Genomic DNA, 15,012 nt, shown 5'->3' with positions numbered 1-15,012 from the left:
ACGCACTTCCCCCCACGGATGGTTCAGGTGCGCTTGACGACCTGAGCACCCGCCGTCGGATCGGGCCCCCACCCGTCCGAACGCCCCCTCGTACCACACCGTGCTCAGGCGTCGAATGTAGCGCACGCGCAGGTTCTGTGTGGGCGCCGTGTCGAATCGTGTCAACCGTGAGACGCCATGAGGACATCGTCGCCGGCCGGAACCCAGGCACCTTCGGGCCTGCGCAGCCACCCCGTTTCCGCAGCCAGCCGGGCTGCCGCCCGGCGCAGCGCGTCGAACGCGGGGTGGGTCAGGCCCTTGCGCCACACCAGGGAGACGGGGGACAGCGGAACCGGGTCGACCAGGGGCCGCACCACCATCGACGGCAGCGCCGGGAACTCCACGACGGCCAGGACCGGGTTGCGCGTCCTGGCCATGAGCCGCTGGAACTCCTCGTCTCCGACGGCCAGTGGCGCGGGTGGCGCGATATCGATGCCCCGGCCCTCGAACAGCAGCCGGGCGAGCCCGGTCCACTCCGGCGTGCGCGGGTTGCCGGCGCCCGCGTAGACGCTCTCGCCGGCCAGCTCGGCGAGCGGCACCGATTCCCACGCGGCCAGCCGATGGTCCTCGGGCAGTACGACCGCCATCGGCTCGAACCGCACGGGCTGGTGGTCGAGCCCGGCCCGCAATGCCGGGTCCAGCCCGGCGAACCGTCCGAACGAGGCGTCCAGCCGGCCGGCGAGCAGTTCACCGGCGGCTCCGGTCAGGCCGCTCTCGTAGCGGGCCATCAGCTCATGGTGCGGGGCGAGTTCACGCGCCTCGTGCAGCACGCGGCGCGGTGTGACCAGGCCCGGGGAGTTGAGGTCGACCAGCAGCGGCCGGGCCTGGCCGAAGGCGGCGAGCAGTTCGTCCTGCGCCCCGAGCACCCGGCGGGCGTACGGCAGCAGCCGCTCCCCGTCGGGGGTGAGCGTCACCTGCCGGGTGGTCCGCACGAACAGCTCGGCCCCCAGCTCCCGCTCCAGCCGCCGCACGTCCCGGCTGAGCGCCTGCTGAGCCACGTGCAACCGCACCGCGGCCCGCGTGAAGTGCAACTCCTCGGCAACGGTGACAAAGCCACGCAGCAGACGGGGGTCGAGGTGAGCGGACATGCGGCGAACCTACAGCGGGCGCCGGGCCGGAGAGCCGGGGCCGGGGGTGCCCGGGCTCAGGGGCCGGTGTCCCGCGACGTCTGCCCCTCACCCGGCCGGACGTCAGCGCCCGTCACGCCCTCCGTGCCCTTCACACCCTCCGCACCGGCCGGCACCGGAGCCTGCCCCACCCGGTGCCGGGGTGCCGACCGCATCGGGGGTCTGGTCAGGGTGATCTGGCGGACGACCTGCTGGAAGCACGCGAGGGCGGCGAGGCCGGGCAGGGCGGCCGCCGCGGTGCCGAGGATCGTGCGAGGTGCCTGGACGACGCACAGCAGCACGGCGATGCAGGAGAAGACCAGGACCACGCACCAGGAGTGCACGGCCCGGCGCTGGTGCAGCGCGGCCCGCAGGACGGACAGGGAACCCACCAGCCAGGGCCCGTACACCAGCAGGGGCCACCAGGTGCGCAGACCCCTCGCCTCGGGGGACACGGCGACCAGGCGCAGGGGGTCGTAGGCGACCATGCCGCTCAGGAGGCTCACCGCGGAGGCGATGACGGCCGTCAGGGCGGCGACGAGGAAGCTGGTGGTGCGGAGCATGCCCGGGGCCTTGCGGGCCCGGACCTTGCGGTGACGCCGAGGGAGCTCCCGCACGGGCGGCAGTTCCTCGGTGATGTCCTGGAGCCGCCGCATGTGGGTGCCCGGGGCGGGGACGGGCGCCGGATCCACGGCGGGGGCCGGGTCCTCGTCACGGGGGGCGGGGACCCTCGCCGCCTGCTCCCCGAGGGCTTCCTCAAGGATGAACGCCAGTTCCTCGGCGGGGTCCCAGGTCGGGTCCGGTGGGGTCAGCGGGGTGATGAAATCCCGGGCCGGAGCCCGATGCCGACCGGTGCCCTCTACTTTGTCGTACATGGCGCGGCCCGACTATTCCGCAAGCGCGAAGGCGGGCCAATCGGTCGCACTGATCCACCGTCGGGCGAGATCCTTTTCCAGCGCACTCATGGCGTCGATGAACTCGCGCAGAACCGGCTCGGTCACCTGCAGCGTGACAGGGCAACCGGCTTTTGTGAGCGTTCCGTTGACGGTCGCCGACGAGTGTGCTGGAGCCGGAATGTAGGTGTACGGGCCGAGCGCTACCGCCCAGCCGTCTTTCCTCGTCGCCTCGGTCATGTACCGACTAACCGTCGGCCCACTTCGGCGGATGCGCGGCAAACGAGTGAAGGATTTTCCCGAATGAACATCTTTTCCATGCGCCATGAGAAGCATTAGGAATCTCCATATCCCTGTATGAAAAACAGGGAGCGAATGTTTCTCGCCATGACCTTCCGGCCTGCGCCACGGATCCACAACCCAGGTGCGCGAATGCGCGCGGAACAGGTGTTGGACCTCTTGATCGTCCCCGGGCGACGGTGGGCGCATGCCGCGACCCTCCCCGTACCGCCTCCTGTTCCGCCTGCCGGGCACCCGCGCATTCACCGCCGGGAACCTCATCGCCCGGCTGCCGATGGGCATGTTCAGCGTCAGCGCGGTCGTGATGATCGCCGGGACCCGGGGCTCCTACGCCCTCGCCGGTGCCGTCACGGCGACGGGACTCGCGACGACCGCCCTGGTCGCGCCGTGGACCGCCCGGCTCGTGGACCGGCACGGCCAGGCCCGGGTCGCTCTGCCCGCCACGGTGATCGCCGTCCTCGGTTCCCTCTGTCTGCTGCTGTGCGTGCGCCACGGCGCCCCGGACTGGACCCTGTTCGCCTCCTACGCCGCCACCGCCACGACCCCCAACACCGGCGGCATGTCCCGGGCCCGCTGGGCACATCTGCTGGCCGGTGACCCGGAGGCGCTGCACACGGCCAACTCCTTCGAGCAGGCGGCGGACGAACTGTGCTTCATGCTGGGCCCGGTGCTCGCGGCCTTCCTGTGCGGGACGTTCTTCCCCGAGGCGGGCACCCTCGTGGGCGCGGTGCTGCTGCTGACCGGCATGGTCCTGTTCACCACCCGGCGCACGACGGAGCCCCCGGTCCGCGCGCACATACCCGGCAAGGCGCCCCTGCGCGCCCCCGGCATCCCCCCGCTGCTCGCGGTCTGCCTGGCGATGGGCGGCGTCTTCGGCGCGACGGAGGTCGTCACGCTGGCGTTCGCCGACGCCCAGGGGCGCCAGTCGGCGGCCGGTGTCGTGCTCGCGCTGCAGGTCGCGGGCTCCTGCGCGGCGGGCCTGCTGTTCGGCGCCGCGAAACCCGCCGGCCCGGCCGCTGCCCGGCTGCCCTGGTGCGTGGCGGCGATGGCCGCGCTGCTGGCGCTGCCGCTGCTGGCCGCAGCCCTCACCGGTTCGCTCCTCCTCCTGGCGGCCGCGCTGCTGGTCGCCGGGATGGCGACGGCCCCGACGATGGTCACCACCATGACGCTGGTCCAGCAGCGCACCCCCGAGGGCCGGCTGAACGAGGGCATGACCCTGGCGGTGACCGGCCTGCTCGGCGGGATCGCCTGCGGCAGCGCGCTCGGCGGCTGGACGGCGGAGCACCTCTCTCCGACGGCGGGCTACGGGGTCCCGGTGGCGGCGGCGGCCGTGGCCCTGGCGTTGTCCCTGCGCGGTGATTCGAATCGCTTCACCTAGAGTCTCCCGCCCCATTGACGCCCTCACGCACCCCGCATACGTTCGATCGTCGAAGCGCTTCGACGTCATGCGTCGGGAGAGTAGGGACCCTCACATGAAGTTCACCGACGGCTACTGGCTCCTGCGCGAGGGCGTCACCGCGGCCCACCCGGCCCAGGTCCTCGACGTCACCGAGTCCGACGGCGCCCTGGAGATCCACGCCCCGACCCGGACCGTCCGCTCCCGCGGCGACCTGATGACCGGCCCGGTCCTCACGGTCAGGGCACACACCCCCATGCCCGGCGTCATCGGCCTGACCCTGACGCACTTCACCGGCGGGGAGCCCCGCGGCCCCGAGTTCGAACTCACGGCGTCGGACACCACCGCACAGGTCTCGTACGACGACGAGCACGCGACCCTGACCTCCGGCGACCTGTCGGTCCGGCTGGCCCGCGGCGGGCCGTGGCACGTCGAGTTCCTCGCGCACGGCCGAAGGCTCACCAGCAGCGGCCACAAGAACGCGGGCATCATGCGGGACGGCTCCGGCGCACACCACCTGCGCGAGCAACTGGTCCTGACGGTCGGCACGTCCGTCTACGGCCTCGGTGAGCGTTTCGGCCCGCTGGTGAAGAACGGCCAGGTCGTCGACATCTGGCAGGCCGACGGCGGCACCTGCAGCGAACAGGCCTACAAGAACGTGCCGTTCTACCTCACGGACGCGGGCTACGGCGTCTTCGTCGACCACCCGGGCCAGGTGTCCTTCGAGGTCGCCTCGGAGGTGGTCTCCCGGGTGCAGTTCAGCGCGGAGACGCAGGAGCTGACGTACTACGTCATCCACGGCCCCACCCCGAAGGAGATCCTGCGCAAGTACACGGCCCTGACCGGACGCCCGGCCCTGCCGCCCGCCTGGTCGTTCGGCCTGTGGCTGTCGACGTCCTTCACGACCTCGTACGACGAGGAGACGGTGACGTCCTTCATCGAGGGCATGAGGGAGCGCGAACTGCCGCTGTCCGTCTTCCACTTCGACTGCTTCTGGATGCGCGAGTTCAACTGGTGCGACTTCCGGTGGGATCCACGGGTGTTCCCCGACCCGGAGGGCATGCTCGCCCGGCTGAAAGCCCGTGACCTGCGCGTCTCCGTCTGGATCAATCCGTATATCGCCCAGCGCTCCCCGCTGTTCGCCGAGGGCAGGGCGCTCGGGCACCTGCTGAGGCGACCGGACGGCGGCGTCTGGCAGTGGGACATGTGGCAGCCCGGCATGGCCCTGGTCGACTTCACCTCACCGGCCGCCCGCGACTGGTACGCCGCCAAGCTGGAGGCGCTGCTCGCGCAGGGCGTCGACTGCTTCAAGACCGACTTCGGCGAACGGGTGCCCCTCGACGTGGTCTGGTCCGACGGCTCGGACCCGGAGCGGATGCACAACTACTACACGTACCTCTACAACCGCACGGTCTTCGAGGTGCTGCGCAAGCACCGCGGCGAGCAGGAGGCCGTCCTCTTCGCACGGTCGGCGACGACGGGGAGCCAGCAGTTCCCCGTGCACTGGGGCGGCGACTGCGAGGCGACGTACGAGTCGATGGCGGAGTCGCTGCGCGGCGGCCTGTCCCTCGGCCTGTCGGGCTTCGGATTCTGGAGCCATGACATCGGCGGCTTCGAAGGCACCCCCACCCCGGCCCTGTTCAAGCGCTGGCTCGCCTTCGGCCTGCTCTCCTCCCACAGCCGCCTGCACGGCAGCAGCTCCTACCGGGTCCCCTGGCAGTTCGACGAGGAGTCGGTGGACGTGGCCCGCCACTTCACCCGGCTGAAGCTCCGGCTCATGCCCTACCTGTACGAGACGGCCCGCGCGGCCCACACCGAGGGCCTGCCCATGATGCGGGCCATGGTGCTGGAGTTCCCGGACGACTTGGGGTGCGCGCACCTGGAACGGCAGTACATGCTCGGCCCGGACCTGCTGGTCGCCCCGGTGTTCAGCGACGAGGGCGACGTCACGTACTACGTCCCCGAGGGCACGTGGACCCACTTCGTGACCGGCGAGACGGTGACCGGCCCGCGCTGGGTGCGCGAGCGCCACGGCTTCCTGAGCGCGCCGCTGCTGGTCCGGCCCGGCGCGGTGATCCCCGTCGGCGCGCGGGACGACCGCCCGGACTACGACCACGCCGACGGGGTGACGCTGCGGGCGTACGGCCTGCGGCCCGGCGACGAGGTGACGGTGCCGGTCGGGGACGTGACCTTCACGGTCGTCCGCGCGGGAGACACCCTGCGGACGACGTGCGACGCCCCGGAAACCGCCTGGAGCCTGGCCGCGGGCCGTCGCGAGGTCCAGGCCCCGCCCGGCACGGGGCTCCTCACGCTGGAACTCGGCTGATGGTCAAGATCACGGACGTGGCACGACGGGCCGGGGTCTCCCCCAGCACCGTCTCCTACGCGCTGAGCGGCAAGCGGCCGATCTCCGACGAGACCCGGCGGCGCGTCGAGGCGGCCGCCCGCGACCTGGGCTACCGCCCCCGCTCGGGCGCCCACCGGCCGGCCTGCGGCGAGCCCGACGTCCTGGCCCTGGCGGCGCCCCTCCGCCCCGGCGTGCACGTCCCGGTGGTGATGCGGCTGGCGGTGTCGGTGGTGACGACGGCCCGCGCGCACGACCACGACGTCCTGCTCCTCACCCAGCAGGAGGCCGAGGAGGGCCTGAGCCGCGCCATGGGCACGGCCTCGGTGGACGGGCTGCTGCTGACGGACGTCGAACTCCACGACCCCCGCCTCCACCGGCTCCGCACCCTGGGCCGTCCGTCGGTTCTGATCGGCGTCCCGGCGGACCAGAGCGGCCTGACCTGCGTCGACCTCGACTTCAGGGCGGCGGGCGAGGCCTGCGTGAACCACCTGGCGGAGCTGGGCCACCGGACGGTCGCCCTGGTCGGCTCACCCCCGGAGGTCTACCTCCGCAGAACGGCCTACGCCCACCACCTCATGCGGGGTTTCACCACGGCCGCCGGCCACCACGGCCTGACCGCGTCCGTCCACCCGGGCGGCCCCGACCCCGCCACGGCCCCACAGCTCGCCGAGCGGCTGCTGCGCGAACACCCCGCCCTCACCGCCGTGGTCATCCACAACGAACCTCTCCTGCAACCGCTGATCCAGGCTTTCCGGCGGCTCGGCCTGCGGATCCCCGACGACCTGTCGGTCATCGCGCTCTGCCCCGACGACCTCGCGACGACGGCCTGCGGCCCGGTCACGTCCGTCACCCTGCCGGCCGCGGAGCTGGGCACCCGGGCGGTGGAACTGCTGATGCAGAAGCTGCACGGCGCCCCCGTACCGGAGACGACGCTGCTGTCCCCACGCCTGACGGAACGGGCCACCACGTGCCGGGCATGACGAAGGCCCCGCCGCTCGGAAGCGGCGGGGCCTTCGCCCACATGGGATGAGTGGAGATGGCGGGAATCGAACCCGCGTCCAACGGTGCAGAATCAGGGCTTCTCCGTGTGCAGTTCGCTGTGATTTTCTCGGCCCCGGCGATCACGCGAACAAGTCGCCGACGGGCCCAGTCACTGTTTGGTTTCCCATCGAGCCCCGTGACCGGGCTCGATGGTTTAGTTCCCTAGATTATGCCAGGATCCGGGTCGGGAACGCTCCCGGGCTGACACCCATTTAGGGTCCTTCACTCACTGCTTATTAGGCAGCGAGGGCGAAGGACTGGGAATCGCGCTTGGTAGTGGCGATTATTTTTTGCGACATATGGTTTACGAGATCATTGCCGCTTCCTCGACACGCTTCCCCTGCTTCGACAGCCGCTGTCGAAACCGATCATCCCCATGTTGTGTTGACAATCCCTCCGGAGAGGGGCGCGCACCCGCTGTGGGGTGCAGTAGCCATCGTACGTGACCAACGCGGCTCGGTGCCAGCGTATTCCCTACGCCCCGCGCTGCCTCCGCTTCACCGCCGCGATCGCGCGGTCGGTCTCCCGGCGGTCCTGCTTCTCACGCAGCGCCTGGCGCTTGTCGTACTCCTTCTTGCCCTTCGCCAGCGCGATCTCGACCTTGGCCCGGCCGTCCTTGAAGTACAGCGCGAGGGGCACGATGGTGTGGCCCGTCTCCCCCGACTTCGACTCCAGCTTGTCGATCTCTGCGCGGTGCAGCAGCAGCTTCCGCTTGCGCCGGGCGCTGTGGTTGGTCCACGTGCCCTGGCTGTACTCCGGCACGTGCACGTTGTGCAGCCACGCCTCGTTCCCGTCCAGCTGCACGAAGCCGTCGACCAGCGACGCCCGTCCCTGGCGCAGGGACTTCACCTCGGTCCCGGTGAGGACCAGGCCGGCCTCGTAGGTGTCGATGATGAGGTAGTCGTGCCGCGCCTTCTTGTTCTGCGCGATCAGCTTGCGCCCTTTTTCCTTAGCCATAGTGCCGACCATTTTCGCACTACGGAGGGGCCCCGCGGAAAGTCGATTACGAGGAGCTCGCCAGGCCGCGCAGTACGGCCTGGGCCCGCTGGAGGGCGTCCTCGTCGGTCTCCAGGTCGGGCGTGATGCCCCGGCCGTCGACCCCGCGGCCGGAGGGGGTGCGGTAGTGCCCGACGGTCAGCTCCGCCACGGAGCCGTCGGGCAGCCGGCTCGGCATCTGGACCGAGCCCTTGCCGAAGGTGCGGGAGCCCACGACGAGCGCCCGTCCGCGGTCCTGTACGGCGCCGGTGAGGAGCTCGGCCGCGCTCATCGTCCCGCCGTCGACGAGCGCGACCAGGGGTCTCGTGGTGTCCCCGCCGGGGTCGGCGTGCAGGACGCGCTGCTCGCCGTCGACGTCGTAGGTGGCGACCAGGCCGCCGTCGAGGAAGGCGGAGGCGGCGGTCACGGCCTCGGTGACCAGGCCGCCGGAGTTGCCGCGCAGGTCCAGGATGATTCCGGAGCCGGGCGGGGACTGCCGGACGGCTTCGCGGACCCGGTGGCCGGAGCCCTTGGTGAAGGTGGCGACCTTGATGGCGGTCACCCGGCCGTCGAGTTCCCGGACGGTGACCGGGTCCGTGGACAGCCGGGCCCGGCGCAGGGTCTCGGTCCACGCGCGCCCGTCGCGCTCAAGGCCGAGGCGGACGGCTGTGCCGGCGGGGGCGTCGGCGGCGTCCCCGCGGAGTAAGGAGACGACCTCGGTGACGGGCCGGCCGTCGGTCTTCTCGCCGTCGACGCTGCGCAGCAGGTCTCCGGGGCGGATCCCGGCGGTGGCCGCGGGCGAACCGGCGCGCACCTTCGTCACCTCGATACGGCCGTCCCGTTCGCTGCGGGCCCACAGGCCGACGCCGGTGTACTGGCCGTCGAGGGCCTCCTCGAACTCCTGGTACTCACCCTGGGAGTAGACGGCGCCCCAGCGGTCCCCGCTGCGGCTGACGGCCCGCTTCGCGGCCTCCATCGGGGACTTGCCGTCGGCCATGGCCTCCTCGGCCGCCCTGGCGACATCCGCCTGACGCCCGGCCGGAACGGCCGAACGGGCCTCGTCCGACGCGGACTTCCGGTCACCTTGCGGCAACGCCCCGGTGGCCGCACCGGCGACGAGCACGCTCGCGAACACCAACGTCAGGGCCGCCCCGCGGCGGATGCGACGGGGCTGACAGAACGGGTCACGACCTGACATGCCGGTGAGTCTAGGACAAGGGGAAGGGCCGTACGGCCGGTTGACCGCACGGCCCCTCTTGGCATGCGTCACACCTTCAAGTACTTGCGCAGCGCGACGAACGCGGCCAACGCGGGCATCAGAAGGCTCGTCGCGAGGATGAGCGGCAGCTTCGTGAGGACCGCGTCCCAGCCGATGAAGTTGATCAGTGTCAGCTGGTCGGCCAGGGCCAGTCCGTGGTCGATGAGGAAGTACCGGGCGAGCAACAGGAAGCCGCAGGCGAGGGTGCCGCCGATGAGTCCGGCGACCGCGGCCTCCATGATGAACGGCGCCTGGATGTAGAAGCCGGAGGCGCCGACCAGCCGCATGATGCCGGTCTCACGCCGACGGCTGAACGCCGAGACGCGGACGGTGTTGACGATCAGCATCAGCGCGACGACCAGCATCAGCGCCATCACCGCGCGGGCGGCCCAGTTCATACCGTTCAGCAGCTTGAAGAGGTTGTCCAGGATGTCCTTTTGGTCCTGTACGGACTGCACGCCGTCACGGCCGTTGAAGGCGGTGGCGATGACCTGGTACTTCTCCGGGTCCTTCAGCTTGATGCGGTACGACTCCTGCATCTGGTCCGGCGTGAGGGAGCTGGCGAGCGGGGAGTCGCCGAACTGCTCCTTGTAGTGCTTGTACGCCTGATCCTGCGACTCGTACGTGACGGCCTGGACGACGTCCATCTTGCCGAGGTCGGCCTTGATCTGCTTCTTCTGGTCGTCGGTCACCGCGCCCTTGGCGCAGTTGGGGTCGGACTCGGCGTCGCTCTTGTTGCAGAGGAAGATCGAGACGTTGACCTTGTCGTACCAGAAGCCCTTCATGGTGTTGACCTGGTCGCTCATCAGGAGCGACCCGCCGAACAGGGCGAGCGACAGGGCGACGGAGACGACGACGGCGAACGTCATCGTCAGGTTGCGGCGGAGACCGACACCGATCTCCGACAGGACGAACTGGGCGCGCATGGCGACTGGTTATGCCTTTCCGTGGATCTCGGGTGCGGTATCAGTGCTGGTAGCCGTAGACACCGCGGGCCTGGTCGCGGACGAGGCGGCCCTTCTCCAGTTCGATGACGCGCTTGCGCATCTGGTCGACGATGTTCTGGTCGTGCGTGGCCATCACCACGGTCGTGCCCGTCCGGTTGATGCGGTCGAGCAGCTTCATGATGCCGACGGAGGTCTGCGGGTCGAGGTTGCCGGTGGGCTCGTCGGCGATGAGCAGCTTGGGCCGGTTGACGAAAGCCCGCGCGATGGCGACGCGCTGCTGCTCACCACCGGACAGCTCGCCGGGCATCCGGTCCTCCTTGCCGCCGAGGCCGACGAGGTCGAGCACCTGGGGCACGGACTTGCGGATCTCGCCTCGTGACTTGCCGATGACCTCCTGCGCGAAGGCGACGTTCTCGCCGACCGTCTTGTTCGGCAGCAGGCGGAAGTCCTGGAACACCGTCCCCAGCTGGCGCCGCATCTGCGGGACCTTCCAGTTGGAGAGGCGGGCGAGGTCCTTGCCCAGAACGTGCACCTGCCCGTGACTGCACCGCTCCTCGCGGAGGATCAGCCGCAGGAAGGTGGACTTTCCGGAGCCGGAGGACCCCACGAGGAACACGAACTCGCCCTTCTCCACCTCCAGGGAGACATCCCTGAGGGCGGGGCGGGTCTGCTTGGGGTAGACCTTGGAGACATTGTCGAATCGGATCACGGATGCACCACGGGTCGCCGGGGGTAGATGAGCGTGACCATACGCGAACCGGGTAGGGGGCCGCAGGCACCGGTCGTGGTTGCGCAGCGGATGTGCCGTTTTGTACGTCCCCCAGCGGTGCGGGGGCCTGCGCGTTCAGCCCCCGTGGCCCGCAGCCGCGGGAGTCTGCGCGACCACCCCTTCGGGAGCGAGTCGCGCGCCCTCCGGAGGAACCTGGCAGAGTAGAGGGGGAACATTCCCGTCCCCCCACACGTTGGATACGTGGAACCGGCGCAAGGAGGGCAAGCGCATGACGTACGACCGGCTGGTGTGCGCGAACTGCGCGTCCCCCGTGAACGAGGGCCGCTGCGCCGTGTGCCGCGCGAACCGCGAGCGGCTGCAGCAGGAGAATTTCCTCGCGAGCCTGAACCCGATGACTCTGATCGCACTGCTGACGGTGCTGATCGCCGCGGTGGCCCTGCTGGCGCACCAGACCGCGTAGGGGCGGTGGGCAGCCGCCCGTGGACATGCATGACCGAGGGCCCGGAGCGCTTCGCTCCGGGCCCTCGGCCGTGCGCTGTACGGATGGCCCGTACGGACGCGGCTACCGTCAGGCGGCAGCTCCGCCGCGGCCGCCCACGAGGCGCGGCAGCAGACGGAAGCCGACACCGCCGGCGATCATCGTGGCGGCGCCGATCACCAGGAAGGTGGTCTGCGCGGCGCCCGTCTCGGCGAGCTCCTGACCATTGCCCTGGGCCTGGGCCTGCGGGGCCGGGGTCGAGTCCGAGCCGATCTCGGTGAGGGAGGAGGAGCCCTCCTCCTGCGGGGAGGTGCCGCCGTCGGGGTCGGTGTTGTTGCCGCCGCCGTTGCCGCCACCGTTGCCGTTGTCGCCACCGTTGCCGCCGCCGGTGCCGTTTCCGTTGCCCGGGTCGGTCGGGGCGTCCGTCGGGTCCTCGGTCGGCTCGGTGGGCTCGTCCGTGGGCTCGGTCGGCTCGTCGGTGGGCTCCTCGGTCGACGGCGGGTCCGTCGGGAGGTCCGTCGGCGGGTCGGTCGGGAGCTCGGTCGGGATGTCCGTCGGCGGCGGCGTCGGGATCGGCGACTCCTCTGCGCACAGGATGCCGAGCAGGCAGTCCTCGGTCTCCGCGGCGGATGCGGCACCGGCGGCGGTCAGCGAGGCGCCGGCGGCGATCACGGCACCGGCCGCTATCCGCGCGACACGGATCCGCGTCTTCTTCGTCATGTGGTTGCTACCCCCAGTAGCTCATCGTCATTAGGCTGCGCTCGGGGCTGTGCTCGACGGGGAAGGCTGCGATGAAAGGCCCCCGGTTCACATGCGCCCCAGAGACACGCATGCCGCGCTTTACCCTTCCCACTTTTCAAGAACACGTCAAGGCCGTTTGCAGCCGCCATGTCCAACTACGGGGGCTATGCCGGAACTCTGAGCCTGTGAGTGTGATGTAAAACCCGGACACCGGAGCACAGAAAAGGCAACTACCGCCCCGGGGGCGGCAGTTGCCTTGTCGACAAACTTACTTCTCCTGCTGCTTGCGCCAGCGAATTCCGGCCTCGATGAAGCCGTCGATCTCGCCGTTGAACACAGCCTCGGGGTTTCCGACCTCGAAGTCGGTGCGCAGGTCCTTGACCATCTGGTACGGGTGCAGGACGTAAGAACGCATCTGGTTGCCCCAGGAGCTCCCGCCGTCCTTGAGGGCGTCCATCTTGGCCCGCTCCTCCTGGCGCTGCCGCTCCAGCAGCTTCGCCTGGAGAACGTTCATGGCGGTCGCCTTGTTCTGGATCTGCGACCGCTCGTTCTGGCAGGAGACGACGATGCCGGTGGGGATGTGGGTGAGGCGCACCGCGGAGTCGGTGGTGTTGACGCCCTGGCCGCCGGGGCCGGACGAGCGGTACACGTCCACCCGCAGCTCGGACTCGTCGATCTCGATGTGGTCGGTCTGCTCGACCACGGGGAGGATCTCCACGCCCGCGAAGGAGGTCTGGCGGCGCCCCTGGTTGTCGAAGGGCGAGATGCGCACGAGGCGGTGCGTGCCCTGCTCGACGGAGAGGGTTCCGTAGGCATAGGGGACCTGCACGGCGAAGGTGGTCGACTTGATGCCGGCCTCTTCCGCGTAGGAGGTCTCGTAGATCTCGGTCTTGTAGCCGCGCTGCTCGGCCCAGCGCAGGTACATGCGCTGGAGCTTCTCGGCGAAGTCGGCGGCGTCGACGCCACCGGCCTCGGCACGGATGTTCACCAGCGCCTCACGGGAGTCGTACTCACCGGAGAGGAGGGTGCGGACTTCCATCTCGTCCAGCGCCTTCTTCACGGCGGTGAGCTCGGACTCGGCCTCGGCGCGGGTGTCGGAGTCGTCCTCCTCCTCGGCCATTTCGAAGAGGACGCTCAGGTCGTCGATGCGACCGCGCAGGGCTTCGGCCTTGCGCACCTCGGCCTGGAGATGGGACAGCTTGCTGGTGATCTTCTGCGCCTCATCGGGGTTGTCCCAGAGGGACGGCGCGGCCGCCTGCTCCTCGAGCACGGCGATGTCTGCCCTCAACTTCTCGAGGTCCAGAACGGCCTCGATCGACTCCATGGTCGAGGAGAGGGACTTGAGCTCTTCGGATACGTCGACGACTGCCACGCCCTCCAGCGTAACGGCTCCGCCCGGCGGCCATCGCCGGGCCGCCGGAGACGGCGGCTCAGGGGGACTGCGGGGCCGAGTTCCTCGTGTCCTGGGGCGGTGCGCCGTCGTCGTCGCCCGAGGTGGACAGCCAGGCGCCCACGCCGATCGCCGCCGCGAGTGCGACCGCGCCCGCTCCCAGGGCCATCCGGCGGCGCCGGGTCGCGGCGCGGTTGCGGGCCGAGCCCGGGCGGGGGGCGCCCGGGGTGCGCGGGGCCCTGGCCGTGCCGTGGGCGCCGCCGGCCAGCTCGTCGGGGGCGGGGACCCGCATCGAGGTGTGGGTGTCGCGGTTGGAGTCGGCCGGCTTCGCGCCCGGCACCAGGGGGACCGCGCCCCGCCGCCGGACCCGCTCCCCGGCCGGTGCCGGTCCGGCGGGCTGCTCCTCCCGGTCGGCCTCCTCCGCGTCCTCGGTGTCCGGCTCGTCCACCTCCAGCGGGGGCATGCCCTCCAGCATCGGCAGCAGCTCCCGCAGCCGGGCTCCGAGCTCCGAGGCCCGCAGCCGCGAGGCCGGGGCCTTGGCCAGGCACTGCACCAGCAGCTGCCACAGCTCGTCCGGGATGCCGGGCAGCGGGACGACCGTCTCCGTCACGTGCCGGCGCAGGACAGCGCCCGGGTGGCCGCCGCCGAAGGGGGTGAAGCCCGCCAGCAGCTCGTAGAGGACCGTGGCGAGCGCGTAGATGTCGACGGAGGCGCGCGGGGGCAGGCCCTCGACGATCTCCGGGGCGAGGTAGTCCGGAGTGCCGATGATCTTCGTGGCCTTGGTCCGGCGCGGGGTGTCGATGAGCTTGGCCACGCCGAAGTCGGTCAGCAGCGCGCGGTGGGAGCCGCCCGGGCCGAGCGGGCCCTGCATGTCCAGGAGGACGTTCTCCGGCTTGACGTCCCGGTGCACCACGCCCGCGGCGTGCGCGGCGGCCAGTCCGTCGGCGATGTCGGCCGCGATCGCGACGGCCGCCTCGGGGGACAGGCGCCGGTCCCGGTCCAGCCGGGTGCGCAGGTCCGTGCCGCGGACGAGGTCCATGACGAGCGCCAGGTCGTTGCCGTCGACGACCAGGTCGCGCACCGACACGACGTGCGGGTGCTCCAGGCCGAGCAGGGCGGTGCGCTCCTGGACGAAGCGTCCGACGAGTTCCTGGTCCGACGCGAGGTCCTCGCGCAGCAGCTTGATGGCGACGGGACCTTCGGGGCCCTCGCCCAGCCACACCGTGCCGGCGCTGCCCCGCCCGAGGATCTGGTGGGCGGTGTACCGGCTGCCGATCTTCCGTGCCAAGGCTGCTCCTACCGACGCGTGTTGTCGCTAAAACTACGCGTCCGGAGAGGCAACCTTCACCGTGGAAGCCGAAATCACCCGCC

14 protein-coding genes and 1 other RNA gene are annotated in these 15,012 nt (G+C 70.8%); 4 read left to right on the top strand and 11 right to left on the bottom strand.

Annotated features, from left to right (window positions below; translation table 11 throughout):
* Positions 1-161: 161 nt before the first annotated feature.
* Genes IO24_RS0127300 through IO24_RS43425 form a run of 3 tightly spaced genes read right to left on the bottom strand, consistent with a single transcriptional unit; the run spans position 162 to position 2,278 of the window.
* Entirely contained in the window at positions 162-1,127 is a 966-nt protein-coding gene (locus IO24_RS0127300; protein ID WP_031139987.1) for a LysR family transcriptional regulator, read from the bottom strand.
* A 56-nt stretch (positions 1,128-1,183) separates the two neighbouring features.
* Positions 1,184-2,020 (bottom strand): hypothetical protein, encoded by an 837-nt coding sequence (locus IO24_RS0127295; RefSeq protein ID WP_234335295.1) that lies wholly within the window; start codon positions 2,018-2,020, stop codon positions 1,184-1,186.
* Positions 2,021-2,032: 12 nt separating this feature from the next.
* Positions 2,033-2,278: a hypothetical protein gene (locus IO24_RS43425; RefSeq protein ID WP_078899422.1), complete on the bottom strand. Its 246-nt coding sequence runs from the start codon at positions 2,276-2,278 to the stop codon at positions 2,033-2,035.
* Between the two features lie 247 nt (positions 2,279-2,525).
* Between IO24_RS43425 and IO24_RS0127290 the strand changes: the two genes are divergently transcribed.
* From IO24_RS0127290 to IO24_RS0127280, 3 genes are all read left to right on the top strand, one after another.
* Positions 2,526-3,716 (top strand): MFS transporter, encoded by a 1,191-nt coding sequence (locus IO24_RS0127290; protein WP_031139985.1) that lies wholly within the window; start codon positions 2,526-2,528, stop codon positions 3,714-3,716.
* 94 nt (positions 3,717-3,810) lie between these two features.
* Entirely contained in the window at positions 3,811-6,060 is a 2,250-nt protein-coding gene (yicI, locus tag IO24_RS0127285; RefSeq protein ID WP_031139984.1) for an alpha-xylosidase, read from the top strand.
* Positions 6,060-7,061, top strand: coding sequence for a LacI family DNA-binding transcriptional regulator (locus tag IO24_RS0127280; RefSeq protein ID WP_031139983.1), 1,002 nt, complete (start codon positions 6,060-6,062; stop codon positions 7,059-7,061). Before yicI ends, IO24_RS0127280 begins: the two co-directional genes overlap by 1 nt.
* A gap of 48 nt (positions 7,062-7,109) precedes the next feature.
* Here IO24_RS0127280 and ssrA read toward each other — a convergent pair.
* From ssrA to ftsE, 5 genes are all read right to left on the bottom strand, one after another.
* Positions 7,110-7,498: a transfer-messenger RNA gene (ssrA, locus tag IO24_RS42485) on the bottom strand.
* Positions 7,499-7,596: 98 nt separating this feature from the next.
* Positions 7,597-8,079 (bottom strand): SsrA-binding protein SmpB, encoded by a 483-nt coding sequence (gene smpB / locus IO24_RS0127275; RefSeq protein WP_031139982.1) that lies wholly within the window; start codon positions 8,077-8,079, stop codon positions 7,597-7,599.
* Between the two features lie 46 nt (positions 8,080-8,125).
* Entirely contained in the window at positions 8,126-9,295 is a 1,170-nt protein-coding gene (locus IO24_RS0127270; RefSeq protein ID WP_078899421.1) for a S41 family peptidase, read from the bottom strand.
* A gap of 68 nt (positions 9,296-9,363) precedes the next feature.
* Entirely contained in the window at positions 9,364-10,281 is a 918-nt protein-coding gene (gene ftsX / locus IO24_RS0127265) for a permease-like cell division protein FtsX (RefSeq protein ID WP_031139978.1), read from the bottom strand.
* Positions 10,282-10,321: 40 nt separating this feature from the next.
* Entirely contained in the window at positions 10,322-11,011 is a 690-nt protein-coding gene (gene ftsE / locus IO24_RS0127260; protein WP_003990615.1) for a cell division ATP-binding protein FtsE, read from the bottom strand.
* Between the two features lie 289 nt (positions 11,012-11,300).
* Between ftsE and IO24_RS0127255 the strand changes: the two genes are divergently transcribed.
* On the top strand, positions 11,301-11,492 hold the full coding sequence (locus IO24_RS0127255) for a hypothetical protein (protein WP_031139975.1): 192 nt from the start codon (positions 11,301-11,303) through the stop codon (positions 11,490-11,492).
* A gap of 108 nt (positions 11,493-11,600) precedes the next feature.
* On the opposite strand, the gene IO24_RS0127250 is transcribed toward IO24_RS0127255, so the two are convergent.
* From IO24_RS0127250 to IO24_RS0127240, 3 genes are all read right to left on the bottom strand, one after another.
* A complete protein-coding gene (locus IO24_RS0127250) occupies positions 11,601-12,230 on the bottom strand; it encodes an LPXTG cell wall anchor domain-containing protein (protein WP_031139973.1) in 630 nt (209 codons plus the stop codon).
* Positions 12,231-12,519: 289 nt separating this feature from the next.
* A complete protein-coding gene (gene prfB / locus IO24_RS0127245; protein ID WP_031139970.1) occupies positions 12,520-13,623 on the bottom strand; it encodes a peptide chain release factor 2 in 1,104 nt (367 codons plus the stop codon).
* 58 nt (positions 13,624-13,681) lie between these two features.
* On the bottom strand, positions 13,682-14,929 hold the full coding sequence (locus IO24_RS0127240; protein ID WP_031139968.1) for a serine/threonine-protein kinase: 1,248 nt from the start codon (positions 14,927-14,929) through the stop codon (positions 13,682-13,684).
* Positions 14,930-15,012 lie beyond the last annotated feature (83 nt).

It is taken from the genome of Streptomyces flavovariabilis, assembly GCF_000725785.1.
Lineage (GTDB): Bacteria > Actinomycetota > Actinomycetes > Streptomycetales > Streptomycetaceae > Streptomyces > Streptomyces hawaiiensis.
This window is presented reverse-complemented; position numbering and strand designations above follow the sequence as displayed.